22 protein-coding genes are annotated in these 24,972 nt (G+C 57.1%); 16 read left to right on the top strand and 6 right to left on the bottom strand.

Going from position 1 to position 24,972, the window contains the following annotated elements; all coding sequences use genetic code 11:
• Window positions 1–423: 423 nt before the first annotated feature.
• The 3 genes from IT779_RS24320 to IT779_RS24310 form a co-directional block, all read right to left on the bottom strand.
• Window positions 424–2,211 (bottom strand): UvrD-helicase domain-containing protein, encoded by a 1,788-nt coding sequence (locus IT779_RS24320; protein ID WP_196151709.1) that lies wholly within the window; start codon window positions 2,209–2,211, stop codon window positions 424–426.
• 5 nt (window positions 2,212–2,216) lie between these two features.
• The gene (locus tag IT779_RS24315; RefSeq protein WP_196151708.1) at window positions 2,217–4,061 is read right to left on the bottom strand and encodes an ATP-dependent nuclease; all 1,845 of its coding nucleotides are present in this window, start codon (window positions 4,059–4,061) and stop codon (window positions 2,217–2,219) included.
• Between the two features lie 398 nt (window positions 4,062–4,459).
• On the bottom strand, window positions 4,460–4,723 hold the full coding sequence (locus tag IT779_RS24310; RefSeq protein WP_196151707.1) for a hypothetical protein: 264 nt from the start codon (window positions 4,721–4,723) through the stop codon (window positions 4,460–4,462).
• A 231-nt stretch (window positions 4,724–4,954) separates the two neighbouring features.
• Between IT779_RS24310 and IT779_RS24305 the strand changes: the two genes are divergently transcribed.
• From IT779_RS24305 to IT779_RS24295, 3 genes are read left to right on the top strand one after another with little or no spacing between them, the layout of a single operon-like run.
• Window positions 4,955–5,284, top strand: coding sequence for a hypothetical protein (locus tag IT779_RS24305; RefSeq protein WP_196151706.1), 330 nt, complete (start codon window positions 4,955–4,957; stop codon window positions 5,282–5,284).
• Window positions 5,265–5,792: a DUF6879 family protein gene (locus IT779_RS24300; RefSeq protein WP_196151705.1), complete on the top strand. Its 528-nt coding sequence runs from the start codon at window positions 5,265–5,267 to the stop codon at window positions 5,790–5,792. The genes IT779_RS24305 and IT779_RS24300 overlap by 20 nt, the downstream gene beginning before the upstream one ends.
• A complete protein-coding gene (locus tag IT779_RS24295) occupies window positions 5,789–6,640 on the top strand; it encodes a helix-turn-helix domain-containing protein (protein WP_196151704.1) in 852 nt (283 codons plus the stop codon). Before IT779_RS24300 ends, IT779_RS24295 begins: the two co-directional genes overlap by 4 nt.
• Window positions 6,641–6,651: 11 nt before the next feature.
• Here the strand turns inward: IT779_RS24295 and IT779_RS24290 are convergent, their stop codons facing one another.
• On the bottom strand, window positions 6,652–7,893 hold the full coding sequence (locus IT779_RS24290; RefSeq protein WP_269781627.1) for a helix-turn-helix domain-containing protein: 1,242 nt from the start codon (window positions 7,891–7,893) through the stop codon (window positions 6,652–6,654).
• 810 nt (window positions 7,894–8,703) lie between these two features.
• Between IT779_RS24290 and IT779_RS24285 the strand changes: the two genes are divergently transcribed.
• Window positions 8,704–9,267, top strand: coding sequence for a hypothetical protein (locus IT779_RS24285; RefSeq protein ID WP_196151702.1), 564 nt, complete (start codon window positions 8,704–8,706; stop codon window positions 9,265–9,267).
• 463 nt (window positions 9,268–9,730) lie between these two features.
• Here IT779_RS24285 and IT779_RS38865 read toward each other — a convergent pair whose 3' ends face one another.
• Together IT779_RS38865 and IT779_RS24275 are read right to left on the bottom strand one after the other, a co-directional pair.
• Window positions 9,731–12,853, bottom strand: coding sequence for an NACHT domain-containing protein (locus IT779_RS38865; protein WP_196151701.1), 3,123 nt, complete (start codon window positions 12,851–12,853; stop codon window positions 9,731–9,733).
• Window positions 12,854–12,906: 53 nt separating this feature from the next.
• Window positions 12,907–13,686, bottom strand: a complete 780-nt coding sequence (locus IT779_RS24275; RefSeq protein ID WP_196151700.1) for a hypothetical protein — start codon at window positions 13,684–13,686, stop codon at window positions 12,907–12,909.
• Window positions 13,687–14,112: 426 nt separating this feature from the next.
• Here IT779_RS24275 and IT779_RS24270 point away from each other — a divergent pair, with 426 nt between their 5' ends.
• The 12 genes from IT779_RS24270 to IT779_RS24215 all read left to right on the top strand — a co-directional run bounded on the left by IT779_RS24270 (window position 14,113) and on the right by IT779_RS24215 (window position 24,757).
• Window positions 14,113–14,343 (top strand): hypothetical protein, encoded by a 231-nt coding sequence (locus tag IT779_RS24270; RefSeq protein WP_196151699.1) that lies wholly within the window; start codon window positions 14,113–14,115, stop codon window positions 14,341–14,343.
• 135 nt (window positions 14,344–14,478) lie between these two features.
• Complete coding sequence (locus tag IT779_RS38860; protein ID WP_196151698.1) at window positions 14,479–15,609, top strand: OmpA family protein; 1,131 nt, start codon at window positions 14,479–14,481, stop codon at window positions 15,607–15,609.
• Between the two features lie 73 nt (window positions 15,610–15,682).
• On the top strand, window positions 15,683–17,056 hold the full coding sequence (locus IT779_RS24260; protein WP_196151697.1) for a hypothetical protein: 1,374 nt from the start codon (window positions 15,683–15,685) through the stop codon (window positions 17,054–17,056).
• A 132-nt stretch (window positions 17,057–17,188) separates the two neighbouring features.
• On the top strand, window positions 17,189–17,461 hold the full coding sequence (locus IT779_RS24255; RefSeq protein ID WP_196151696.1) for a hypothetical protein: 273 nt from the start codon (window positions 17,189–17,191) through the stop codon (window positions 17,459–17,461).
• Window positions 17,458–17,655: a hypothetical protein gene (locus tag IT779_RS24250; RefSeq protein ID WP_196151695.1), complete on the top strand. Its 198-nt coding sequence runs from the start codon at window positions 17,458–17,460 to the stop codon at window positions 17,653–17,655. The genes IT779_RS24255 and IT779_RS24250 overlap by 4 nt, the downstream gene beginning before the upstream one ends.
• A 269-nt stretch (window positions 17,656–17,924) precedes the next feature.
• Entirely contained in the window at window positions 17,925–18,122 is a 198-nt protein-coding gene (locus IT779_RS24245) for a hypothetical protein (protein ID WP_196151694.1), read from the top strand.
• Window positions 18,112–20,322 carry a type IV secretory system conjugative DNA transfer family protein gene (locus tag IT779_RS24240; protein ID WP_196151693.1) on the top strand — a complete coding sequence of 737 codons (2,211 nt, stop codon included), beginning with the start codon at window positions 18,112–18,114 and terminating at the stop codon, window positions 20,320–20,322. The genes IT779_RS24245 and IT779_RS24240 overlap by 11 nt, the downstream gene beginning before the upstream one ends.
• Window positions 20,319–21,380 carry a replication-relaxation family protein gene (locus tag IT779_RS24235; protein WP_196151692.1) on the top strand — a complete coding sequence of 354 codons (1,062 nt, stop codon included), beginning with the start codon at window positions 20,319–20,321 and terminating at the stop codon, window positions 21,378–21,380. The genes IT779_RS24240 and IT779_RS24235 overlap by 4 nt, the downstream gene beginning before the upstream one ends.
• Window positions 21,377–21,940, top strand: a complete 564-nt coding sequence (locus IT779_RS24230) for an MT-A70 family methyltransferase (RefSeq protein WP_196151691.1) — start codon at window positions 21,377–21,379, stop codon at window positions 21,938–21,940. Before IT779_RS24235 ends, IT779_RS24230 begins: the two co-directional genes overlap by 4 nt.
• A gap of 137 nt (window positions 21,941–22,077) precedes the next feature.
• Window positions 22,078–22,440 carry a hypothetical protein gene (locus IT779_RS24225; protein WP_196151690.1) on the top strand — a complete coding sequence of 121 codons (363 nt, stop codon included), beginning with the start codon at window positions 22,078–22,080 and terminating at the stop codon, window positions 22,438–22,440.
• Window positions 22,441–22,895: 455 nt separating this feature from the next.
• A complete protein-coding gene (locus IT779_RS24220) occupies window positions 22,896–23,222 on the top strand; it encodes a helix-turn-helix domain-containing protein (protein ID WP_198428868.1) in 327 nt (108 codons plus the stop codon).
• A gap of 152 nt (window positions 23,223–23,374) precedes the next feature.
• Window positions 23,375–24,757: a tyrosine-type recombinase/integrase gene (locus tag IT779_RS24215; RefSeq protein ID WP_196151689.1), complete on the top strand. Its 1,383-nt coding sequence runs from the start codon at window positions 23,375–23,377 to the stop codon at window positions 24,755–24,757.
• Window positions 24,758–24,972: the final 215 nt, after the last annotated feature.

Here is a 24,972-nt window from a genome sequence, read left to right as displayed (position 1 = left end):
CACGTAGGCCACCCGGCCCACCCTACGAAGATCGAGTTAGTGCGCAAACTCAGGCCCCCGGCGACAGCGAACCCGCTGATCACCCGGCCGCGAACACTCCCAAGATCAACATCTGTCCGAAGTCAGGTTCCAGTGCGGTAGCCGATCACCGCGGTGACTCACAGACGCCCGCCATCGCGCCCGAGTCGACGCTCGAAACGCCTCACCGATGAGGGCACCAGGCTGCTGGAAGTCATCCGCAGGAGCCCAGAAACGCCAAAACCTGCGCCGGTTGGCGCAGGTTTGAAAGGCAATGATCTGGTGTCCGGAGGGGGACACGCGCGCTAACCACCGTGTTTGAATTGGGAAAATAGCGACATCGATATCTGCGTCCTCGCACATCGTGGATCTCTGTATCTTTGTCCAAAGAGTTCCAGATTAAGATCAAAGAGACAGAGCCAACATTCCTGCTTCATCATAGTCTGTAGGTATATTTGCATCTTCGAGAATTTTACGCAGGGTGGAGAAGTGTCGAGGTGAGGTAGCCAGCACTAGAAGTCGTCGCGCCCTACTCGCGCCCACATAGAGAACGCGCACTGCCTCGTGCGTTTCTCCAGATCGCCACAAATCTAAGACATGCGGACGGCCCCCTTTCGGCGACTCCTCTATATCCAGCAGTACAGCATCGTACTCTTTTCCCTTTACGGCGTAGGTATGAGCTGCAGCTAGGGCTGATAGGTCGAATACAGAGCCGCTAGATCTTTTCCAGCGATTCCAAGCAGCACCTTCTATATCCTTAAAACGCGCCTTCGTGGGCTTTATCCCAATACAACCCCTCGCAAGCTCGGTAGAAATAACATCTCGAATAGATTCAATTGCTGCCGAAGGGCTCGTCCAGCCACGGGATTCCGACAGAAGTACTCCTACGATTCCTCGGAGATCGCCAGGCGTGAGACCTGCGATCTCCAGTCGTGCCTGTTTGGTTTTACAACCAGGCTCGTCGGGGAATTTGAAAGTAGAAAGGATAATATCTTCGATCTGAGAAATTGCCTCCTTCCTGACCTCTGCAACCCTACTTTCACTCAAGATTGCGAGACCTTGCAGAATCTGAGACGAGCAATGTTTACCAGCCGCCTCAATGGTGTCTCGGCCAGCAAGGATAGCTGCCCCCTTTCGTGTCGCAGACAAAGCTATACGCTCAGAGCGAGCGATGCCGAGATCGGTCGATAGCTCGTCGAATTTCAAACGGGCATCAAGACTGTCGCCTGACACTACATGGATGCGTTCTGCACACCGGACCTTCGCGTCGATCGGTCTCTTTGATACGATTTGACCATCACCTATGGTTCTGAGGCTGGAAACCAGCATGCAAATTGCAGCCGACGACCTGTAATTGTCGACCAAGTGAACAACTTCCATCGCGGTGAGCTGAGATCGATATAGAGCATAGGCTTCAGGTGATGCGTGACGAAATTCGTATATTGCTTGATCAGGGTCAGCCACTGCAATTATTCTAATTCCTATGGATTTCAATCCAGCTATAAGCCTGTGATCCAGCGACGAACAATCTTGAAACTCATCGATAATAACTTCTTCAAAACGATGCGCAAGGCGTTGCCTAAGCCACTCGGAGCGACCATCGTGCAGCAATTGCAATGCCTTCAACCGAGACTGATCAGAGTCGTATATCCCGCTTCTGACAAGGCCGGATATTTGCCCCTTCGCCTTCCATAGTAAATCTCTGGGAGAAATTGCTTCCTTCTTGAGTGATGCGACATACGATTCATCCACCCTCGGGGCATCTACAGGATATGAAACATCGCCGTTCGCATCTATTCGAAAGTTAGCAAGCAGAAGACCGGTTCCATTCACATCTTTGTGTCGAATCTTCGGTGTCATTCCACGGCTATCCGATATATCATTCCAACTGTCGACATATCGCGGTTGCTTACCAGTTTCTCGGATTACAGCCGGTGTGACTAGGTAGCGATGAATAAAGCGGTCGAACGTTCCAATGAAATTTGGGGCTCGTACGACATCGGGCGTTTCTGCGCAACGTGCAGTTGCCTCGCTTACTGCCGCATTGGTGAATGAGAGGAAAGCAACCCCTCGACAACTGCGTTCTGAACTTTCTATAAATCGTCGAACGATCGCGCGCGTCTTGCCCGCGCCCGGCCCTGCTTCAACCAACCGTATGTCCGGATTGAGGATTGACTGTTGCGCGTCACTCAACTTATCTATGGACAACTTGCCACATCCACAATAGATGAATTCTCAGTAGGCGGCTTTAGGGCTTTTCGTAGCGCGCTGAGGGCGCCCTCAATGTACGTCGGCAGAGATACAATCTCATCGAGCTTGCCGGAGTGTTCAGCAATCATCTCGCATATGACATGGGCGAAGTCTCCTTTACCGATATCGATTCCACCCTTGTCCGCACGCAGAGCTTCCGCAAAAGCGTTAGCGCGAACTTCGGTGTCCAATCCAAGTTCTCCAAACAGATTATCCCATTTTTCTCTCGAACGCTCGTGAAGTCTCACAAAAGCTTCACGGAGAATCGCATAGTTTTTGACGTGAGAGAATAACTCGGCCTCAAAGGTGGTGCCGCCGACAAAGACTTCGAGGCGACTATCCCCCTGAAATAGTTCTCTATAGCGATCCCTGCGGCTATCGCCCTGTCTAACTCCGGTCTTCTTAATTGGATCGCCATCCGTAATTACGATAACTTTATCCACACGGTTAGACGAACCGGAGAGTAGGAGTTTCAAATATGGTTCAAAATCGACGCCATCAATTGCCACGAAGGATATGCCAGCCAGGTGACGAAGCAGATCTGGATCGTCTGAGTACAGTTTCCTGGCGAATTCAGGGATTACTAGCGATTCGGCGATACCTTCGACTAGTACAACATGACGAGCAAAAAGAAGTGCAGAACGTGTTACCGAAAGATACCGGTTTAGCTTGCGAAATTCCGGTTTCGTCAACTTTAGGCCGCCGAGCGGGGTTGTGCTTGTCCGCCAGCGGCCATCGGCATCCTGATCACGTGAGACTACGAGGACTTTTTCGATGGCAACGCTGCTGGCTAGGTTAGGGGAATGGGTTGAGACAATCACCTGTACTCTGCCTGCTGGCTCAAGCCCAATTGGTTTCCTTTTGCGTGACTCGGCCGCCTGCTGTTCCAGGTAGTGAAGAAGTACAGCTTGAAGCTGCGGATGAAGATGTGCCTCCGGTTCCTCGACCAGAAGTATCGTTAGATCGTAATCCTTGGCATTCACTAACTGTACAATAACTGTGGCGATATACATCAGATTCGCGTATCCGAGGCCGGACGACGCCAGCCTTAGTGGATCGATGTGATCATCCGCTAGCTGCATTCGTAACAGCGCAGCAAGTCTTCTGAGTTCTTGTTCCTTTCCGACAAGCCTCACGTTGTGAGTTCTACTTGGCGGAGTAATCTTGTGAAGGTGCCCAGATATTTCCTTGCGTGCGTCTTCTGGCAAATCAAGTTCTGCCACCTGAGCCAGTACCTTGTTTGCATCATTGACGAATCCCTCGCGCCTTGACTTGTCTCCGGCTGTCAAGACCTTTAAAACCTCCGCCAAGCGCTCGCCGTTGCCTGAGTCCAGCTCTCGTACGGCATCGCGAAGTGGCGGGAGATATACATGCGCTATTCGTTTGCGGTTAATCGGCTCTGGATCATCGACTACCAGCTTGCCGATTGAATGATATGCCGCGCGCCAATAGGGTAGATCTAGGCTTGTAGAAAAAGTGACATTATATCGGAGCATGTCATCGGGATCGATCAACGCAGCGAGGTACACGGCCTTCTCGGAGTCCGTCAGATCACAATACTCTGCCGATATCGATACCTCTGTGGCCCCTATTCCGCGCGTGACGTCAAACTCGGCAGAAAACCGAATCCCTTTCCCCTCGATAGCGGGAATCGTTGCAAACCGAATTCCGTCAATTATTGCACTTTTCCCAGATGCATTTTCGCCGACGATAACCGTCAGATCCTCTGCTAGGCAGGCAGTAACCTTCTGGCAGCTCCGAAAGTTGCTTAGCGAAACTTCCGAAAGTCTCACATCCATCCCCTTGAGCTTTGCCCATGCGCCAACAGGGCTAGTCGATCACACGAATTACAAGCGTGTGACTATAGCACAGCAACTACTTGGCACCATCAACGCAACCAAGGCTGGGAGGGGACTCGGATATAAAACCTTACGATCGTCTTATATTCGGAACTCGGATAGAGGCGGATACGGGGCTTCGACCCGCTTCGCTGCCAGTCAACTTCTTCTCCCCGCATCCGGCACCAAAACCCCAGCCTCCCTCAACCTCCGATACGCCGCCGTCTTGGCCGCACACTCACCCACCAAGCACTCCAAGTGCACCTGCATGGCCGAATGCGCCGCGGTGACGCTGGATGACGCCCACCCGGTGTTGTAGCAGGCGATCCGTTCCAGCAGTTCACCGTCCAGCATCACGGCGTCTGTCGTGGTGTCGAAGGCACGTCGAGGATGGCGCGGCCACGGATTGATCCGGCGAAGGATCGTCCGCGTTGACTCAGCCCCCACGCGATGGAGTGCCCATCAGGTACCGCCGTCAGCAGACTACGGAACGTCAGCGCTACCACCGCCTGTCGGACACGACGAGTATCGAGGCCGGTGGCATCACGCAGTTCGGCAGTGGAGCAGTGCTCGTGGGTCGTCAAAACGGCCAGTATTTTTGCCTCGTCATCGCGCATCCTGCCACCCCTCTGCCGCCGCCTGATGGTGAGGCAACGCGCTACCAGGAGAGGACATCGCCGGTAGCGGGCGCCTGGCGGAAACGGTAGGAGGCCCGCTGTGGACAGGACAACGAGTGTGCGTGAACTTCCGTCGATGATGGAAAATCGTTGACTGGCCGGAGATATCGCGGTGAGGATGGGATTGCTCGACACGCAAGCTCGCGCACATTCGTTGGCAGGGGCTCCACCATGCGCTTACGTTTCCTCGGCAAGAACACCGGCACTCACCAGTCCCCGACGCTGTACGCCAGCGATCGGGGCACCTATGTGGTGCAGGGATGGCGGGTACCGGATCAGCCGGAACTCATCGAAATACCCCATCCGCTGCTCGGCTTCCTGGAGCGCGGAACCTGTTTGGGGACACCGCTTCAAGACACCGGTCACGGTACCTTCACTCTGACGGGCAATCCCGTCACCGACAGCGAGGCGCTGGCACAGATGGATATCCCATCGCACGAGGCGAGCATCGAGGTGCCGATCGGGAAGGAGGTTCGACGTGATGTACCTACTGGCGGGTGACCAGCTCGACGAATTGTTCCGCTCTTCGTGGCAGCGGGCGTTTCACCTGGAACTGCAAGATGCCTACGCTGTGTCCAGTGAATTCGAGCCGCTCCGACAGTTCTTGGCCGGGGAACCTGAAGACACCACATGGCAGCAGGGCTGGCTTGACCTGATCCACGAGATCACCGACACCGGCAAGAAAGTGCAACGGGTACGGGTTGTCACCGAACCACACACCGACTACACCCGATGGGCGCTGTCGGTGTCCCCGCGCAACATCGCCGCGGGTGAGGACATCCGTTGGTTGCCGCGACATCAGATTGCCCCGTCCGATCTGACGGGTGACGACTATTGGTTGTTCGATGATCATCTGGCCGCCTTCAGTGTCTTCACGCCCAGTGGCGAAGGAACCGGATTCGCCGTCACCACCGATCCCGTCATTGCCGAGCATTTTCGGACGGTGCGTGACCGGGTGTGGCAAGCCGCCGTACCGCACGACGAATACGGGCACACACTGCATCAGTGACCAATCTCCGCGAAGCCAAGGAGGCCCTGGGCCAGCGCCTGCGTGAGATCCGCAAGAGCGCCGGTCTGACCGGCCGCGCCTTGGCGGACCTCGAAGGCTGGCACGAATCCAAGGTCTCGAAAATCGAATACGGCAGGCAGACACCATCGGAGAAGGATCTCCGGGCATGGTGTCTGCATTGCCGTGCCACCGACCAGTTACCGGATCTCATTGCCAGCTTGCACAATGTGGAGACGGCCTATCTCGAACTGCGACGGATGCGTATCCCGCAGTGGCAGCGTGTGGTTTCTAAGGTAGAAGCAAATGCCGAGTTGGTCCGCCTCTACGAACCCGGCCTTGTGCCTGGCCTGCTGCAAACACCACGCTACATCCGTGGCGTGCTGGAAACTGTCGAGGCTCTGTATGGCGGACCCAACGTTATCGAGGCTGCGGTTGCCGCCCGATTGGAACGTCAGACGATCCTCTACCGAGGACGACACCGGTTCCACTTCCTGATCGGCGAACAATCCCTCCGTACCGTAGTCGGCGGGTCGGAGGTCATGGTTGAGCAGTTGGATCGCCTGTTGGTGGCCATGACGCTCCCACGCCTTGTGCTCGGGGTGATCCCAGCCGATGCCGCCTACCGCATACCCCTGATGAACTTCACGATCTTCGATCGGAAGATGGTCCAGGCCGAGACGATCTCGGCCCAACTGACTATCACTCAGCCGCGTGAGGTTGCCTTGTACGAGAAAGCCTTTACGGCACTGTCCGAGCAGGCCGCCATCGGCAGCAGTGCCCGCGAGCTGATCAGGGCAGCGATGGGCAGACACGGCAAAGCGGCGGGTTCATCCGAACCGGCGCATTGAAAGAACGTTGCTCAGCCAGCCGCCGCCATCCTTCCCAGCAGTTCCCGCACTTCCGGCACCTTGACATGAGGACGAACGTCCTTGGCGATGACCTCAAGGGTGGATTGCAGCCGTGATGAGGTCACGCTGCCGATCTGCTCGAAATGGTCGGTCAGGCGCTGGCACCCTTCAGCGATGTCACCGCCCTGGATGTAATTCTCCGCCATCTTGATGCGCCAGCCCGCATTCTCCCGAGGCCACGCCACCGTGCCGTCGACGGCGGCTTGCAGATGGGGTGTCGCCTTCTGGTGATCACCAAGCTGCATGTAGGCCCATCCGGTCATGCCGGACAGCGCCGCTTCCGGCATGTACACCCAGTCGGGATCGTAGCCACGACTCGACTCGTAGGCACGATGCGCCCGACTGATGGCGTTTTCCATCGCGCTGGCGTCAGCCGTGGCACTCCGGGCTGCGGCCTCGTAGATTGCCCCAACGGCGCGAAGCTTCGGCCCACCATCTCGACGAGCGGCAGATTGCGCCGCCTCGGCCAGATTGACGCCCTCGCGGGGACGGGCATCCTTCGGCAGTTTGGTTGGTGAGAAACTGCCACCGAAACTCAGCAGGCTGGCGTTGAGTAGGGCATGGGCAGCCGCCATGCCGTCGTCGGCCGCGGTGGCGGTTTGGGCGGCATCTGCGTAGTAGCGCCGTGCCTGGTCTGTACGGCCAGCGTCGAAATGGACCCACCCGGCTGCCGTCATCATCTCGGCTGCGGCAGTTGTCAGAGACCGTCCCACCGTCTCGGTATAGCTGGCGGTGTTGAGGAGCTGCTGAACGTAGCGCACTTCATTGGCGGCAACCTGACACAACCGGTCGCCCCCGACGAGCAGGTCGAGTTCGTGGATCTGGTTCGTGCTCTCGACGATGGCAGCCACATCGGCTGTGCCGACATGAACCCCTGTCGAAGATGCTGCGGCAGCGCCGTGCCCCGCGGCGCCGACCGTAATGGCAGCTCCGGTACCGAAAGCACTGGCTCGTAGGAAATTGCGACGATTCACGTCCGCCTCCTCGTCTGACTCCACCACCAGTATGGCAAGCGGAACCTGAAGCGCCTTGGCTACACGGCGCAGGACACGAACATCATGCACAGCCGCGCTACCGTTTTCGAGCTGGGAAATGGCGGGTTGGGTGTAGCCGAGGATGGCTCCCAGTTCGGTCTGTGTCATGCCGAGAGATTTACGGATACGGGCGATGACCTCGCCTGTTGTCAGGTGCATCCCGCTATACCCGCCCTTCGTGAACGTACAGATGCAAAATCAGGAGGCAGCCGGAAGTATTGCCCGGCAACGGTTTTCGCCCCTGAACGCACCTTATACGAATTCCCTTATTTCCGAGAACCTTTAGCTATTTGGGCCGGTCAGAGGAGAAAAACCCGCCTTACGGTCAACCGGTACCCGGTACCGGGGTGACGCCGTACCCCTCAGCGGCGCACCGGTTGACCCGAATGGCGGGCAAACGGTGGCTTTCGCCCCCGGTGCTGGGTACACCCCGTCTCGGCCAGGTTGGTCGAGTTCACCCCAACCGGGAGAGATCCACCATGCATTCGCTGGCCATCCACCACCTCAGCAGGCTCAATCAGCAGGAACAACATCAGGCACCACAAGAGCCATTCACGGTGGAACAGGCTCACGACGTCATGCGATTTCATGTCGCCTGTCGGGCCAAGTGCTGCCCGCGGAAGGCGGCTGCTCAGTTGGTCTTGGTCGATGCCGGGCGCATGGTGCTTGCCGAGAACAAACCGTGCTGAGGCGACGACGATGCCTCCACGCCCACCACGCCGCCTTCGGCATCTGCGCATCGAATCCGGCCCCTTGCGGCTGGACTTCCAGGCCAGTGCCGAACAGGCCCAAAACGTTGCCGACGAGCTGGCACGGGGATGTCCTGAATTCTCCGTGATCGTTGATGACGAGCTACACGACGATCTGCCGTCGCTCCCATGCGCTGGCCTCTGGGACTGATCCACATCCGGCCGCGAAGCCGCCATTTCACTATTTTGCATCTAGATTCCGAAGGGACACCACCTCACTGTGTCATCCGATCGCCCCACCTACAGCGTCTATGGCCTGACGCCAAACCAGCCGTTCGCTTTCACAGTTCCACCGGTCGAGGCGAGGCCGGATCAGCCGCTGCCGGATGCGGGACTGTTCCTGCGGATCTGCGCGGGAGTCGAAGCACCGACCACGGTGCTGATGCGCTGCGCACACGGATTGGTCGGCGAATGGCGTCATGTCCATGAACATGGCCGTGACGATGCCGCCTCGGTCGATGAGCAGTTGAACCTGCTCATCTGGTTCATCGACAGGGAGGCAGGCGGACACACGAAAGAAATTGCCGTGAGGGCTGACGCTCCCACGGCTCCCTCATCGTATGGCCAATGGGTCGCCTGGCTGGTGTGGAGATACGTGCGATATGCGTTGCGGCAGAATGACCCTCAGCACTGCGAACGGGACGCTGCCGAACTGACATGGTGCATTGAGGGATTGAACCAAATCGTCGCAGATGTGCGAGCAGGGCGAGTCCGCCTGCCGGAACAGGCGACGGAGGTGTTCCCGCCGAGGCTGGCGATGCCGGAGTCGGGACAGAGGTCGTGAATGATCCCCGACATCCGGAAGCAGCCGAGCTGACTTCCGAGGTCGACTGACGTGACAACCTCGCTCGTGTGGATGCTGTGGCCAGCATCGGCACTTCTGACGGCACTGCTGGGCTTTCGAGTTGGTGCACGGTGGAGAGGCATTCGGGATTTAGGGGATGAAGCTGTCGGCTCCCGTCGTCACGGTGACGACGGGAGCCGACAGTCGGAACCCGGCGGTGAGAGTGTTTTTGTGGTTTTTGTGGGGGCCGCCGCCCCCGGCCGGGGGCCCGGGCCCCCCCGACAGTCGGAACCCGGCGGTGAGAGTGGCGATGCGGCAATGCAGATGGTCTCGCCGCCAGCACCGACCGGAGATGACAACTGGCACAGCGGGGATGCTGAAACGGATGTCCTGCCGCGGGTGCAGGACATCCGGCCTCCTACACGGGCAACGCCGATTCGACGGCCACCGTGGGTGTGAAGACTCAGCCAGCCAAATCCTCCAGTACATACTTTTCCAGCTGCTTGTGACGGAACAGATAGACAGCACCAGATTGACGCAACACTCCTCGGTGGTGGGCTTCTTCAAGAAAGCCCACCAGGTTCTGCGGCAGTCGCCCGCTTATCGGCACCGCGCCACGGGTGATAAGTACCCAACGTCCCCATGCGCTATCCGTAATGCATATATACAGTCCAACCGCAATCCCGAATACCACACTCGTGAGTAGATTGGTCATAAAATAATAGACGCTAGCGTGTGCGAGGCCATTCATTGTCATGTAGTAAAGAGACTGCGAGCGGCTCGTGGATATCATTTTTGAGGGGGTTGCGACAGTGTCAGCTTGCAGATGCGCACGTGGCCCAAATGCCAGCGTCAGGAAGAATCCGTATAATGTGGCGATACCCAGCCAGGCCCAGATTGAACCGATAGGAACGTCTCTCAGATACGCGATAATCCCCATAAGCACACCAGTGAAGAACCCCGATCCCGATGCGATTAACGTTTCGGGCCACCACTCATTCATGTGCTTTTGCTTCATCAACTTGATAAGCGGATACGTCGTAAGGCCCGCTGCAAGACCGCCTATAGGAAGATACAGCCAGCCGCCGTAGCTGACCAATGGATAGCCTACAAGCGCGGCAGTAATTCCATGAGCTGGCCCTTTCAAGGCTTCGCTTATAAAATTGTGAAGACTACCTGGGGCGAAAAGGCTCCATCCCACCGGTGGACGCCCTGCGGAGACAAGACCATAAAAGCATCCAATCAACGCCCCTACAAGCGGGCCGAGGAAGAGGTACTTGTGGTCCAGACTTACTGCAACAGCCGCAGTTCCAACAAGGGCTGAAAAGATGGCGAATACCAAAGCGGTAATAGGCTTATGAACCTTATTTGCTATCGACCACCATTTCAGCTCCCCGCCGTCCAAATTATGTGCGATATGATGAAGCCATACTAATGCCTTCTCTCGCGGGTAATATGGCGGTATACGCCGCTTACTGTTTCCGTCTGACGCCTTGATGCTGTTAGAGCCTGGATGTATCCACGGGGGCGGGAAGGCTATATCTAGATACCCTCCCAGTAGCAGACGCTCGACGTCAGTGGCCTTCGCGTATTCCATCGATACAAAGGCTTCCGGATCTCCCTCGCCCTCTCCGGATGCAAATATCCTTGAGGCAAGGTAGACCATCAGTGGATTTTCAAGAACTGCCAGTAGGGTTGCCGCTGATGGTTGTGCATCGTCTTTTAGCGATTGTATGGCGGAACGCCACCGCCTGCCTGCGGCGGGAGAGTTGGCGGTGCGAGGAAGGTAGCTTTCAATATCCTCCACGCTCAGTGGCTCAAGCTCGATGACAAATCCTTTTTCCAGGACTCGCGCTGTTCGTGCTGTTTCCCGGTATTCCACGGTGCGGCACGTGAGAATGAACGGGCCGCCGAATCCATGCAATTGAGTCAATGCAGCGATGCGTCGAACCTTTTGATTTAGATCTAGCTTACGCATCGAGTTGTCGGCCTTTTCGCCAGGCTCATCCACCTCATCCAAGCCCTCAAAGATCGGCAGCACTCGCCGATCGACGATAAGTGCCTTAGCTTCACTTGGATCGAGACCTGGATGGTCGCGAACAAGGATATCTGCCATCCAGTCATCAAGTAGGACTTTTGAATTAGTTGAGTCCCAGGATGAAAGATTGAAAATAACGGGTATGCGGCCCTCAAAGGTGCCTGGATCAGTCGCTGGAGTATCGCCTTCGTATTTTCCCAGTATGGTATACGCGAAGTCTCGGACTATCGTTGTCTTGCCGGAGCCGGGTTCACCGAGTATAACGAGCCTCCGCGAACCAATCTTGGAATATAAACTCAAGATATCGGTGAACACGCCACTCTGAACCGTCTTGTCGTCAGGGTCCATTGGGATTCGTTCCGCGTACTCGATAAGATCATCACCCGCGATATGCCAACGGACTGGCATGACAGGCCACTCAGTTTTCCACTTTATGGCCTCGGAATGCAGTTCGGAACGAATCGCTTTTGCAATATTTTCAGTCATTCTATCGAACTCAGGGTTACGAGGAGGCTTCGATGTGTCGTCATCCAATACCTTCGATATGGTGCTCCGCTGACCAGTCGACGGTTCATCGTCAATATCAAGTGCTGCTTTAGGAACAGCCTTGGGCGGTAACGTTTGGACCTCTGGAGCTTTAGCGTCGACAACCACCACCTGATGCGGTTCTGGTACAAAGTCGGTTTCTGCGACAATGATGCAACGACGGCTTCGATAGACCGGTGCCTCTATAACGTCCCAGCTTGTGGCATTCTCGATGAGCAGGTAGAGGTCAGGCCCGGAATGCTCCTCCAACGCGGAAAGCGCACTCTTCAGATCTGAAGGCTGATCGCCTGAATCAAGATGGCTTTGCACAGAACGGAGTAAAGACTCTGAGGACGTGCCGTCGAGGACGACAGCGCGGCTGGCTCCCGCAACTTTCTGGATCGCCTGCCTGCCAATGTCAGCCTTGCGCTCGTCACCTGTCAGGACCAAGATATTTTCGCTGGATGTTGTGATCCAGTAGTCGAGTTGAAGGTGGGGGTCGCGGCTGATGTTGAACAAGATATGTGCAAGTTTATCGCGCATGTTTTTCGCCCAATTATTACGCGTGCTTTCACTGTGCTGAATAACATCATATTCTGCAAAAAGCGCAAAGGACGCAATCGAATCTTTTCGAGTGTGCTTGCGCCTTGCCGTTTCGTCCAGAAGGAGTCGATGGTAGTCGACATAAATACCTTGCGCCAGCTGGCGGTGAGTGACATTGGTTGCCCGCCCGAGAGCTGTAGCTGGCAGCAGCTGAATTGCATAGCTTAGAACCTTCATGGTTGTCGCCAGAGAATTCTCATGTAGCGCCACCGGCTCTAACAGTACAACGATGTCCGTAATTATCCGCAGTCTATACTTGTCAGTTTTGATAGCGGAAGCGGCATCTCCGGAAATCGTTGATACATCGCTCAAAAACCGACTGGCCAGTACATTTTCAACCTTCTCGCGGCTCTTAAAGAGCTTGACAAGCTCATCATTCAGAGCCTTCAAAATTTCCTCAGATGCTGCATCGCGTACCACCCGAAGATGGTACGCGACTACGGCCCGTCAGGAGGGCTAGACAAGTTCTTTGATCAGTAATCCAACTCTTCCAGATGTTGGTTAAAGCGTTGCTCGATGTCAGATTTTAGGTAATTGCCATCTACTGCATTGTAGATCGCGTGGCGAGGCCCCTCCGAATCGCTAAAGTGTCTTGTATGGATGAACGTATGTAAGCCCATCATGTGGTTGGCAGTGACAGAGACCGCCTCATAATCCTCTATCTCATGCTCGCGCCTCAATAGCGATTCTAGCTTAAACGGCACAAACAGTTTGCGAGCGATAATATCACTCGTTGCCATACCATGAAGCAGCTCTCTCGCTTTGCCTATGTTGTTCACGATCAGCTTGTTGATGTCAACATCACTCTGTTCGGAGAATATCTGCAATAGCCAGTTCTGCTCCTCGGGTGCGTCGAAATCAAAGAACTGCTCATAAATAATCTCCCCCAAAAAAGCACTCTCCTCAACCCCTAACCCCTCCAAATTAAACCCAATCTTCACCCTATCCCAGTACTCCCCCTCCGGTTCAGGATGCGGTAGTACGTTATCTAAGATTGTTGCAAATGGATGTGAATCAGGACTTGTTTGGTCATAGCGTAGTAGTTCAAGCGAATAGGCATTGGCTTGTCGTTGGACCCTTTCGTCAGGACTGGCCGCCATCAAGCGGTGTAGTCGACGGGCCTTGAACGGATCTTCAGCGATCATCTGACTTCTGCCGTGTCCAATCGCCCCATAGAGCGATGTTAATGCGGCAGGACGATCGGCATCAGAATAGGCGGAATAGCGCCTGTAGATAACTTCATCCAGCGCCATGATTCCTTCTGGCGAACTATCGCCATTGGAAAATGCGGATGGAGGCCGTTCAGGCGACTCCATTTCAGATCGAGGTATAGGTACCTCAGATGGAAAATGGTTTCCCGCATTATCATACGAAGTTAATTATGGCATATTTCTTTAGCAATTGCAACGATCTTCTTTGGTCGCTTCTATCACAGGGGTAGTCGTCTTGCAAGTCAATGTACTCGTTTACCGCCATGACCTGCATGTTTACCGCCGCAGTTCACCGCCAAATGACCACTTTGGCGGTGAACTGGGGGCTATTGGCGGCCAACCCCGATGAATATTTGCGGTCCGCCCGACGAGTTGTAATCGTGGTGCTTGTCAGATTTCGTCCCGCAAACAGCTCCCGTTTCCACGGCCCTCGGGCATTCATGGTTCGGGATATAGAGGAGACAAACAATGGAACCGGCGATCACCGCAGGCATGCTGATTCCGGTCATGGTGTATTTGGCCTTCAAGTCGAGGGCCGACATACACGTCGGGTTCTTTGTGAAGGTCATGCACCGTCGGCCTCGGGTAGAGGAAGTGAATTCCGAAACTCATCGCGAGATGGCGACGCGAAACATTGGGGAACTGACCGAGATGGTCTCGGATATTTCCCCGTCGGAAAGGGGTGTGACGATCGACTGACGCGGCGGTGTGGGCTGGCGGATGTCAGCCCACACCACCGTCCTGATCGCTACATCCACGTTCATTAGTCAGGAAGGTATTTGCTCATTGTCCGCTACCCGTCGACGGTGGAAGCGCGCAGGTCCCACAGTAGTTGTGTGTATCACGGCCATATTTGGCCTTCTGGCCATTTCCGCCTGTACCCCCACCCCCCTCGAAACCCCCCAACCCACAATCCTCGTCACCTCCTCCACCTCCGCCGAACCCCTGGCGTCTCTCTCCGCACCCCTCAAATCCCATCTCCTCACGCTCGCTACGGAGAGCAAGAAACCCGGCAACGCCCTGGTGCGGATCATCAGTTCCGTCGATGGGGCAGTTATCGAGAAGGATCTGACACCGCTCCGAGGCCGAGACGTCGAACATGCCTCTGCCGCCAAGGAGCGCAAGATCCGGGACAACCTCGATGCCCTGGAATCCGACCTCGCCAAGGTTCAGGCATCAAGGCCGGGTTTGGATGTGCTCCCACTGCTCGACCGAGCCAGTCAGTATCCGGGTGCCCGTATCTACGTCCTGAGTAGCGGTCTCTCGACCAAAGCTCCCGTAGATTTCACTGCCCTCGGGTGGTCCTTCGATCCTGCCGCCATCGCCGAGTCGGTGGTGAAGCAGGGCCTTCTGGATCTTCGTGGCCACGAAGTTCACTTCGTCGGCCTCGGGGTAACAGGCGGCAACGTGCAACCTCGTCTTCCGGCAGCACTACGCGAGAAGGTACAGACCACCTGGATGCAGATTTGTCAGCGGGCCGGAGCTGCCAGCTGCGTAGTCCAGGATGGTGATCCCGCCGCGGGAGCACCCCGATGCACCCTGCCGGTTCCAGTAGTGCCCATTCCAGCGGCTATCACCGACGCTGGCGGCTGCACCAGTTTCGCCCGTTTGGATGAGCGCAGCTTGCCCTTCTCGCCGAACAGTGCAGAACTGGCGCCCTCGGCGGATGAGGTACTCCGGCCCTTGGTGCAATCGGCGAACGTCTGCCAGGTGCAGCGCGTCGATCTGGTGGGGCATATTGCCGCCACGACTCTGGATGGCCGTGACGACAGCAATCTGTCGGGCCGTCGGGCTGAGGCAGTGGCATCCCGGCTGGTGGAGCTGGGGCTTCCCTCCAATCTGCTCGGCACCGTAGTCGGCCGCGGTGGGAGGGAACCCGTCATCCCGAATCTCGATGCCAGTGGCCGCTTCATCGAGGAGAACGCGGTAGCGAATCGGCGGGTGGACATCTCCCTGATCCGCTGAGGCTGTCCTTCTCGGTACTCGAAGCAACCAAATCTGTTGAACTCCAATATGTTTCACGAAAGGATGCAGCTCCGTGAAAGTTCGTGTTCGTCGTTCTGCTGCCAAGGTGGTGAAACCGGCACCGGCAGCGTATTCACCTCCACGCTTGCCCTGGATCGACATCTGGAAATCCCGGCTGTTCGGCTTCCCGATCCCCCGCAGCATGCTGGCGGTGGTACTGGCCCTCTACCGAGAGCAGAAGTACCGCATCAAGATTCGTCGTTCCGCAGATCGGTACAGCTACCTCGAAGCTGAAGTTGTCAGTGGCGGACGCGCAGCTGCTCATCGGTTTCGTGATCGTGGTGTCGCCACCATTGGGAAGTTGGTCGATCAGGCGGGGGAACTGTGGCAAGAGGGGGTGGTTATTGGGGATGCCATCGGCAGACTGCCCAGAGAGCCGCTGACCGGTGTTCGTGGGGAACTGCTGACGGCCGAGGAAGCCGACGTGCGCATCGCTTCGGTGTCATCGCGCATCGAGCGTGAAACGAATGAAGGCAGTATCCAGCATCGTCGAGTCTCAAACTCAGCGAAACTGCTGGTACCGCTCATCACGGTGCTGGACCTCCCCATTCTCACCCTGTTCAGCGGGACCATCTTCAACGTCGCTTGGGATCAAATTTCTTCCGGTGGGTCGATCGTCCCAGCGACATCGGCCATCGTCTTCGGGCTCCTCGGGACGGTTGCTATTGCGGCGGGCCTGCATGTGGTGGCCCGTGATGTCCGCGCCTACAAGGACCGACAGGGGCATATCTCCCTGCCGAAAGGTCAGGCCGGACTGCTGCCGAAGATCTTGCTTATCGGGTCTTCTGTGGTGGCGGTTGGGGCTGGGCTGCTGATGGGTCTTCGTATCGTCAGTGACGGGATGGCCGCCGACAGCGGCCCGGTGGTGGCCATCACGCTCGGTTGCTTCTTCGGCCTCGTCGTGGTGCTGCTCAATCTGATCGTCTTCACGCTCATCTACCGCGACGGATCGGTGTTGACCGAGGAAGTGGATCGGCTGACGTTCCAGCTGAGTGCAGTGCGGCGACGTGAACTTCGTTTGGAGCAGCGGCGTGACGAGTTGGTTGCCCGTATGGCGCTGCTGGTGGTTCGTGGCAGCAAGGTCTACGGCCTGACGGTGGCGAAGATGGCGCGGCCCATCGACGGAGCCCATCAGGCCGTCGCCATCGCCAGGAGTCTGCACCAGGGCGTCAGCTGGAATGTGGAATTCCTGCCGGTAGAGAGCACGTCATTCGGATTGTTCGCCCCTGGGCTCGACATCGACATGGTGCCGCTTGACAAGGTGATGGCGCAGCTTCAGGCACTGGCCTGCTTGACCAGTGCTGACGAACTCCGCGGTGGCGCAGCATCTTCCACGACAGATAGAGCCGATTCGACAGATCAGGCTATCTCGACGGTAGCGGCGTAGTCCGCCGCCACCGAACGCTTTCTCTTCATCCCCTGAATTGCTGAGGTGGCCCCGCCTACCCAAAAACAGTCTGACCAGAGCGAATTTATGGGCCATCTCAGCATATTCAGCAATCTACTCAAGGAGGTATTCATGGGACATAGGCACGATGGCCCAAGCAGTGACTTTCAGGGAAAGCCTTTGCCCTGGGAATTCGAGGGCAACATCCCCGAAGGAGACAACCCGGAGATCACTCGCCATTTGGCCGAATCGACGGTAGCGAAACTGACGGCCACGATGCGCGAGATCGTGACAATGGTTGAGATCCACGAAGAAATGGCACCGCGGAGCGCTACGCGCGTGTGGGATGTTCTGTCCAGTATCAGCGGCGAGCTGGTGGCCTGGACTCAGTGGTGGCAGGCATGAGCGGCCACGAAGAACCGGGGTACGTCGATCGGTTCGTCGGCGCCTGCCTGAAGGTGCTGGCTGGTGCGTTTGCCCTGTACGTCGCAGTGCAAGTGGTGCAGTCGGTGATGTGGCCGGTGATCATCATCGTCGGGAGCGCCGCTCTGATCTGGTTGGTGGTTGTTGTAATCCGCACACTGCACGAACGCTGGTAATTCGTTTCATCAGCACGCGAGACGAATTGTTCGCTTCGGTGTTGCAAAATTTGATCATTTAACGGTTCGTTAATAACTTTTCCACATAGTGGAATTAAGCGGCAGCGACAGGCAGGGTGGGCGCATATCTACGCCGTTGCTCGTCATGTTCGCAAAACAGTAACGGTAATGGGAAGAAGGGGTGCAGTATGTCGAAAAACAACAAGTTCAATTATCGGCGGGCGGAAAAGGGACGGAATCGGCCGAACCGTCCGGAACCTCGGAGCACGGTGCGCAGCGTCAAGCGGACACCGCCGGATCTGCGCAAGTTGGGGCGCGCCGCCATCGCCGTGGCCTTGGCGGAAGCTGCCGCCGAGAAGACGGCCGAACTGGCCGAAAACGATGTAGTCGCAACCACTCCCGAGACGGCCCCCGACACCTCGACCACTCCGTACACGGACGAACAGGAGCGGGCCGATGACGACTGACCAACTGCCTCTTCCGTTGACACCGACGGCAATGGTCTGGCAGTCGGTGTTCTGGCCCAGTCCGTTCGATGAAACATCTGCTCTGGGCCTGCTCCGACACTGGGCCGCCCAGGACCATCGCCCGAAAATCATTCTGGAAGCTCGGGCAGATTCCCACGGTATTCGCTACCTCATCGGAACGCAGCGGCGCTACGCGGAAACGATCCGCCGCAGCGTCGAGCAACTGGTGCCGGGCAGCATGGTGACCGGTAGCCCGGAGGACAGTCGTCCACCGGTGGGGGCCTCCCGCCGGTTGGGACTGTCGGCATCAGATTGGCCCCTGGAAGCCGTCGACCGCTTGACGGCTGGACGCTCGATCCTCTCGGCCCTGACTGCTGCCACCGACAACGAGACACTGGTAATTCAGATCGTCCTGGGGCACGGCCACCAGCCGTCCCTTCCGCCTGCCGAGCGCCACGACAGCCACCAGAGTGTGCTGTCGAAAGCGCTCATCGGACTGCAATCCGACGACCGGCCGGGCGCCACCCAAGCCATCAGCCGGAAGATGGGACAGCACGCCTTCTCGGCCACGGTACGTATCGGGGTGTCAGCGCTGGCCGCGGGACGACGAAAATCTCTGCTACTGAATCTGGCCTCCGCCCTGGGCACGGTCAATGCTGCGGGAGTGCATCTGCGCCTGAAAAGTGATGCGCCCGAACGGCTCAACAGTCCTCGGACGTCATTCTGGTCCCTGTTCACCCCGCCCTCGCGTCTCAGCGTTCCGGAAATAACGCTGCTGGTGGCCTGGCCGATTCGCGACAAGGACGATATCCCCTTGCCGGGCGTCCCGTCCTCGCACCCTCGCTTGGTACGGCCAACCCCCTCGGTGCAGTCCGGGGAACGAATCATTGCCCTGGCCAATGCACCGGGATCGTCAGGAACGGTCGGCTACAACGTGGTTGACAGCCTGCGCCATACCTGGCTGGTGGGACCGACCGGGACAGGGAAATCCACGCTGCTGCTGAACCTCATTGTCCAAGACCTGGAGGCCAACCGGCCGGTCGTGGTCATCGAACCGAAAGATCTCATCAACGACGTGTTGGAGCGGATTCCTGCTTCTCGCCGCGACGATGTGGTGATCATCGACCCGCTGAGTGATGCACCGGTTGGCCTGAACCCCTTGGACAGGTCACCGGGAAGTGGCCGCGAGAACATATCGCCGGATGTCATCGCCGACAGCATGTTCGGCACCTTTCGTTCGCTCTACGGGGAATCGCTTGGCCCGCGGAGTGGCGACATTCTACGAAACTGCCTCAAGGCTTTGGTGCACCGTGAAGATGCCAGCCTGATCATGCTGCCCCTCATTCTGACTAATCCCGCGTTCCGTCGACCGTTGATGCAAGCGGCCGTGCGTGACGATCCGTTCACCAGTGGGCCGTTCTGGCAGTGGTACGAGGGCATGACGCCTGAAGCTGCTGCCAATGTGGTTGCGCCACTGAGTAATAAGATCCGGCCCCTGCTGGATCGACACCTGCGGGCGGTACTGGCGCAGCAACGTCCCCGCTTCAACGTTCGGCAAGTCCTGAACGATCGGAAAATTCTGCTGGTCCCGCTTCAGAAAGGAATTATCGGGCCGGAAGCATCCCGACTCCTGGCAGCGGTGGTGCTCTATGACCTGTGGCAGGCCATCTTGGAACGAGTCAGCTTGCCCGAGGGACTACGGATTCCGGTCATGGTCTACATCGATGAGGTACAGGAATTCCTCAACCTGCCAACGGATTTGGACGAGGCTCTGGCGCTGTCGAGGAGCCTGCGTGCCGGATTCCACCTGGCGCATCAGTACGAAAGGCAACTTCCGGCCGCGATGCTCAACGCCTTCCGAAACAACGCCAGGAATCGCGTTACCTTTGCTCTCAACGCTGACGATGCCAAGACGGCGGCCACCGGGCAATCCGTCCTGACGGCGGAGGATTTCACCGCCTTGCCCGCGCACCACATCTACGCCCGACTGGTTCGGAGCAACAGCATGCAGCCGTGGGTGTCGGGAGTGACACAAGCTCCACCACCGAAGACAAGTGATCCTGCGAAGATTCGTCGCCTCAGTCGGGAACGCTACGGCCGACCGGTTCGAGAGATCGAAGCCGGATTTTCACAACTCCTCGATGGTCTGGGAAGTGACGGACCGGGGAATCGGACGAATCAACGAAGGAGGCGGTCATGACCGACCTTCCTGCCGTGCCTCACGAGGGATGCCCCGCCGCCCAGGCTCTATCTGGGGGAGATACCGATCTGTGCGAACTGCTGCGACGCAGCCATTTCGATGATCATCTCGATCGACGTATCGCGTTGTCTTCCACCAGTGCATCACCGCCGGTGGATGGCCAATCCGGCCGCACCCACGCAACGACTGATGCGGATTTCGCTTCATCATCCTCGCGTCCCCGTCGGCCTGCCAGCATCCGTCATGATCTGACAACGATCAGTAAAGAGATGAGCGAGCGCGATTTCGCCATCCTCCGCTCAGTAGCCGAACATCGCTTCCTCACTGTCCGCATGATCCATCAGCTCCACTTCCACGAACTCAGCCCGAGATCGGGACTTCGCATCACCCAGCGCACACTGGCCAGATTGCGACGATGGCGCGTACTCGGCACCCTGGAACGCCGTATCGGAGGACTCCGCGCTGGATCGGGTGGGTTGGTGCATTACGTCGATCTCATCGGCGCGAAACTGCTCCAGATCGAAAACGGCGAACCACCCAAACGCCGCTACACCACCCCGAGCACCACCTTCCTGAGCCACACCCTCGCCATCGCCGAAACCCACATCACCCTCCTCACCGCCCAGCTTCAGGGACGACTGGAACTGATCCGGGCGGATATCGAGGCAGTGGCCTGGCGTACCTACCACGGCCTCGGCGGTGCCCTGCTGACGCTGCGGCCGGACATGTACCTGGAAACGGCGGCGGAAATAGGCGGCGACCTGATCAGTAGTTGGTTCTTCGAGCAGGACATGGGCACCGAGTCCATCCCGACCCTGGTGCGCAAGTCACGCGAGTATGAGAACTACCGACGGAGCGGCACCGAACAGGATCAGGCCGAGGGTGTCTTCCCTCTGGTGATCTGGAGTCTGACGGCCCGCACCGAGACCAAAGCCGAACAACGACGGCTTGCCCTCGTCGAAGCCATCGAACGCGATCAACGGCTCGACGGCCGACTGTTCCGCATCATCGCCCCGCACCAACTCATCCGTCTCATCCAAACCGGAGGGACAGCATGAGTGATGGTCGACGCTACCGAACCATCCTGGCGGACCCGCCGTGGGATGTGTTGCAGCGGGGGGCTATTGGGGCTGATCAGCACTATCCCCTAATGTCCGTGGAACAAATCACGGCCCTGCCGGTGGCGGACTTGGCGGAAGAGGATGCCTATCTCTGGCTGTGGGTCACCAATGCCACGCTCCGGCACGGCTTCGAGGTCATGGAGGCATGGGGTTTCACCTACCGATCACCGCTCACTTGGATGAAACCACGTCTGCAACTCGGCCGCTACCTGCGCAATATGACGGAACATGTCTTATTCGGCACCCGAGGAAAGGCATCGGTGAACTTCCGGGCACAACCCACCTGGTTCATCGCGCCGGTCCAAGAGCACAGTCACAAGCCGGAAGAACAGTTCGCCATCATCGAAAGAGTCAGCAAGGGACCATATCTCGAACTGTTCGCCCGCAGGCGGCAACCCGGCTGGGACGTGTGGGGCAATGAAATCGACTCAGACATAACCATTCCCGGCTATCCCGTGCCATCGGATCGGCAGGTCCGGCAAGGAGAAGCGGCATGATCGGGCGCCGGATGACGGTTCGGGCAGGGCCATGGCGGCGACGCTTCAGGAGTCGGCCTTGTCGGTAGTCCGCGGCTGAACCAGTGAGCCTGCATCCAGCACTCACCAGTCGCGTCCCTACCGAGGAGGTAGCTGCTATGTCCATGCCGGACAACGACTCCACCCGCAAGACCATCGCGATCAAGGTCGACGCGGAGATCCACGCTGAACTGAGCCTGATCGCTCAACTGCGTGGCAAGACTCTCGCCGACGAACACCTCCAGGCAATTCTCGATCATATCGAGAGAGCCCGGACTGAGACTGATCTTGCGGATCGCGCAGATGAAGCAATTGCCGAGATCGAACGCGAAGCAGCAGTCAGACGGGCAGCAATCGAGCGCCTGCGTGGTGGTCGTTCCTCGGGGGCATCTGCCACCGGGGCGACGAGCCAGGACAGCGGGGAAGCCTCCCCGTCGTCCACGCGACGCAGCAGGAAGAGCGCCGCACCGTCGGAAGACTGAGCACCAGTTTTCAGTAGACGATGCCCTTTGATGGGCACGTCATGAAGCTGACCGGCTCAGTCGCCGGATGGAATATCTGAAGATTCGACAGGCTGGGCCAGTTTCATGGAATCCACCATGACGCTACCCACCTGTCGGACTTCGATCCCATCCCCAAAAAGAAGATAGTGAAACAAAATAGTGAATATGCGTGATGGCAATTATTTGGGATAAATGGATGTTGCCAGCGATAAAACGTTGTTAAATAATCCCATCAATATTGATGGGTCAACGCTATAGCGGTAAAATCTGGGTAAATCCGGACAGAAGAGAAAAGACCTGTTCGGCGCACATCTTGAACCCGCTCAGCCGCTTCGCATCGCAGTACAAGGAAGGAGGGAACCACCTATGTGTCTATGTATTAATTTTTACCTCGGAGCCTATTATTTCAGGTTCCCTCTGACGGAGACATTGCAATGAGTGGGGCATTGCGGCAAGGGCAGATGCTCCGCACCCTTGCTGATGTACTTGTGCGCATTGCGGATGGTAATGAGGTTGAACGGGATTGGCTGATCGACCAACTGGCCACGACTGACAGTCCGGTTCATTTGTCCACTGCTTCAAGCGAACTGCTCGAAGTACCGGAAGCCTGCCAGCGTCTACGCATCAGCAAGTGGAGTCTGTACCAGCTGATTCATCAGCGAAAGATTGGCACGGTGAAGATTGGTCGACGTCGGTTTGTGCCATCGACTGAAGTTGCCAAATTTATACAGGAACTGGCAGCAGCCGGAGCTGCGCTATGAGTCGGCGCGCTATTGGTGAAGGAACGATATACCGCCGGAAGGATGGGCGATGGGAGGGGGCGGCGTATCTAGGAACGGTCAGCGGAAAGGTCCGTCGGTTGCGAGTTTATGGGAGGACGAGAAAGGAGGCGAATGAGAAGCTGACGGTGAGGATGGCTGATGCGCAGCGGGGTAGTCCACTTTCGGATAGATCGTGGAGGGTAGGTCCTTATCTGGACTATTGGATCGTCGAGATTGCGCCGAAAACCCTGAGAGAATCGACGCTAGTTGGCTATGAAACAACAATTCGACTGTATGTCAAGCCGCTGTTTGCCTCGCAGTCACTTACTGGCCTTAGCGTGATGGGCCTTCAAAGAATCATGGAAGATCAACTCGCTAACGGCATGACGGTCGCAACTGCCGTACGGGTCAAGTCGGTGCTCATGTCAGCGCTGACGAATGCCATGCGTGAGGATCTGATAGTCCGTAATGTGGCCAGACTCGTCAAGATTGGCGCTCCCAATCGCAAAAAGATTCGGCCGTGGACGGCCGAGGAAGTGAGGCATTTCCTGGAGTTCGTCAAGGATGAGCGACTCTATCCGGCATTTCTTATTCTGGCCCTATATGGCGTCCGTGTCGGTGAAGTCCTAGGACTTCGCTGGTCGGATATCGATTGGGATCATGGCGTGCTGCGCCTACGGCAACAGCTTCAGGCGGTTCGGGGAAAACTCGTCACTGGACCTCTGAAAACCAAGCACAGTAAGCGTGACCTTCCCTTGCTGCCACCAGTCCGTGAGGCGCTTGTTCGCTATCGGGCGACCATGGACACACTCGGTATCGAAGCTGTTGATGACCTAGACCTAGTATTTCTCTCCAAGAAAGGGCGGCCCGTTCGGCCGAACTATTTCTCCGATACCATATTTCAAAGACTAGCCAGGCGCGCTGGACTTCGACGTGTTCGCGTGCATGACTTTCGGCATTCTGCTGCCACCTTGCTCAAGAACCTCGGCGTGCCCGACAGGGATATTCAAGCCATTATGGGGCATGCGCGAATCAGTACGACTCAAGAATTGTACGAACATGGTGACGTTACGGTGCAAGAACGAGGACTCAGCCAAGCGGAGCGTCTACTAATGCACGAGAGCGGCGGTCGCATTAGCCGTCAGCTTTCACCGTCAGTGGACATTTTCGATGTGAAAGCTACATCAGTTCAATCTGTTAATTATGATGAAAGTTGCAAAATGCGGAGAAATCTGGCATTTCGCTCCTTTCAAAATTCTACTAATCCTATTATATCGCATTCTACAGAGATAGTTGTGAATTTTCTCTGTCGCGATCCATTGCTTGCACCCACCCTGCTGCAACTCCGCACCCGCACAAAAACGTATATTGTCGGCTCAATAGCCGTCAGGTTTGCCGTCAAAGACGGTCAACTAGACATTCCGAATGCGACACTGTGGCAATGGATTTCGCTGCGCGATGCTCTCGCTCCGCGCCCACGGCGATTTGTCGATCGCCTCGCTATCGCCACTTCGACCGCCAGGAATTCTAAATGAGAAATGACGGTCCCCAAGTGGAATATTTCCTCATCTCCACTGCTCGCAAAAGTCATCGAACCACCCCCCTGGCTGGTTCCCATTGAACCCTGAAACCCCGGAAATAGCCGTCATGGTTCCTCCGAGTCCGCCGGTGCTCAATCCCGCAGCATCCCGCATCCTCCTGCACATGCTTCTTCACGCTTCCCAAAACAGAAGATCAACCCCGGAAAGAG

Origin of the sequence: Nocardia bovistercoris (assembly GCF_015674855.1) — a bacterium.
GTDB classification, from domain to species: Bacteria; Actinomycetota; Actinomycetes; order Mycobacteriales; family Mycobacteriaceae; genus Nocardia; species Nocardia bovistercoris.
The sequence above is the reverse complement of the archived record's forward strand: the minus strand, read 5'-3'. Positions and strand labels throughout refer to the sequence as shown.

What these genes read in the sequence shown, in the direction of transcription:
- IT779_RS24310 (WP_196151707.1), bottom strand. Translation starts at nt 4,723, where the DNA reads ATGCGCGATGACGAGGCAAAAATACTGGCCGTTTTGACGACCCACGAG.
- IT779_RS24305 (WP_196151706.1), top strand. Translation starts at nt 4,955, where the DNA reads ATGCGCTTACGTTTCCTCGGCAAGAACACCGGCACTCACCAGTCCCCG.
- IT779_RS24300 (WP_196151705.1), top strand. Translation starts at nt 5,265, where the DNA reads ATGTACCTACTGGCGGGTGACCAGCTCGACGAATTGTTCCGCTCTTCG.
- IT779_RS24290 (WP_269781627.1), bottom strand. Translation starts at nt 7,893, where the DNA reads ATGCACCTGACAACAGGCGAGGTCATCGCCCGTATCCGTAAATCTCTC.
- IT779_RS24275 (WP_196151700.1), bottom strand. Translation starts at nt 13,686, where the DNA reads ATGGCGCTGGATGAAGTTATCTACAGGCGCTATTCCGCCTATTCTGAT.
- IT779_RS24270 (WP_196151699.1), top strand. Translation starts at nt 14,113, where the DNA reads ATGGAACCGGCGATCACCGCAGGCATGCTGATTCCGGTCATGGTGTAT.
- IT779_RS24255 (WP_196151696.1), top strand. Translation starts at nt 17,189, where the DNA reads ATGGGACATAGGCACGATGGCCCAAGCAGTGACTTTCAGGGAAAGCCT.
- IT779_RS24250 (WP_196151695.1), top strand. Translation starts at nt 17,458, where the DNA reads ATGAGCGGCCACGAAGAACCGGGGTACGTCGATCGGTTCGTCGGCGCC.
- IT779_RS24240 (WP_196151693.1), top strand. Translation starts at nt 18,112, where the DNA reads ATGACGACTGACCAACTGCCTCTTCCGTTGACACCGACGGCAATGGTC.
- IT779_RS24235 (WP_196151692.1), top strand. Translation starts at nt 20,319, where the DNA reads ATGACCGACCTTCCTGCCGTGCCTCACGAGGGATGCCCCGCCGCCCAG.
- IT779_RS24230 (WP_196151691.1), top strand. Translation starts at nt 21,377, where the DNA reads ATGAGTGATGGTCGACGCTACCGAACCATCCTGGCGGACCCGCCGTGG.
- IT779_RS24225 (WP_196151690.1), top strand. Translation starts at nt 22,078, where the DNA reads ATGTCCATGCCGGACAACGACTCCACCCGCAAGACCATCGCGATCAAG.
- IT779_RS24220 (WP_198428868.1), top strand. Translation starts at nt 22,896, where the DNA reads ATGAGTGGGGCATTGCGGCAAGGGCAGATGCTCCGCACCCTTGCTGAT.
- IT779_RS24215 (WP_196151689.1), top strand. Translation starts at nt 23,375, where the DNA reads ATGGCTGATGCGCAGCGGGGTAGTCCACTTTCGGATAGATCGTGGAGG.